Consider the following 1,226-nt stretch of genomic DNA (forward strand, 5'->3'; position numbering starts at 1 on the left):
ATGGCAAAGGAAAAGTTTGAGCGTAATAAGCCGCACGTCAACATTGGCACGATTGGGCACGTTGACCACGGCAAGACGACGCTGACCGCAGCGATCACCAAGTATTTTGGTGACTTCAAAGCGTATGACCAGATTGACGGCGCGCCGGAAGAGAAGGCCCGCGGCATCACCATCTCGACGGCCCACGTGGAATACGAGACCGATGCGCGTCACTACGCCCACGTTGACTGCCCCGGCCACGCCGACTACGTCAAGAACATGATCACTGGTGCGGCGCAAATGGACGGCGCGATCCTGGTTGTGAACGCGGCTGACGGCCCGATGCCTCAGACCCGCGAGCACATTCTGCTGGGCCGCCAGGTTGGCATCCCGACCATGGTCGTGTTCATGAACAAAGTTGACCAGGTTGACGACGAAGAGCTGCTGGAGCTGGTTGAAATGGAAATCCGCGAGCTGCTGAGCTCGTATGATTACCCTGGCGACGACATTCCGATCATTGCCGGTTCGGCACTGGCCGCGATGGAAGGCAACAACCCGGAAATCGGCGAAGAATCGATCCGCAAGCTGATGGCTGCCGTGGACGAGTACATCCCGACGCCTGAGCGTGCTGTTGACCAGCCGTTCCTGATGCCGGTCGAAGACGTGTTCTCGATCTCGGGCCGTGGTACAGTTGTGACCGGTCGTGTTGAGCGTGGCGTGATCAATGTTGGCGACGAGATCGAAATCGTCGGCATCCGCGACACCAAGAAAACCACCTGTACCGGTGTTGAAATGTTCCGCAAGCTGCTGGATCGTGGAGAAGCGGGCGACAACATCGGCGCGCTGCTGCGTGGTATCGACCGTGAAGGCGTTGAGCGTGGCCAGGTTCTGTGTAAGCCGGGTTCGGTTACACCGCACACCAAGTTCGAAGCCGAAGCCTATATCCTGACCAAGGAAGAGGGTGGCCGTCACACGCCGTTCTTCGCGAACTACCGTCCGCAGTTCTACTTCCGTACAACTGACGTGACCGGCACCGTGACCCTGGCAGCTGGCACCGAGATGGTTATGCCCGGCGACAACGTGTCGTTCGAGGTTGAGCTGATCGCACCGATCGCGATGGAAAACGGCCTGCGTTTCGCCATCCGCGAAGGCGGCCGCACCGTCGGCGCCGGCGTTGTGTCGAAAATCGTCGAGTAATTCGCGCAAGCGAATGATCAAATGGAAAGGGCGCCCATCCGGCGCCCTTT

Annotated in this window: 1 protein-coding gene; it reads left to right on the forward strand. The window is 59.2% G+C overall.

What is annotated here, in order from left to right; translation table 11 throughout:
• The coding region (gene tuf / locus AC2FH0_RS20755) for an elongation factor Tu (RefSeq protein WP_142640426.1) at positions 1 to 1,176 on the forward strand (1,176 nt) is incomplete at its 5' end.
• Between the last annotated feature and the right edge of the window lie 50 nt (positions 1,177 to 1,226).

It is taken from the genome of Ruegeria sp. CDSC051 (assembly GCF_059610665.1).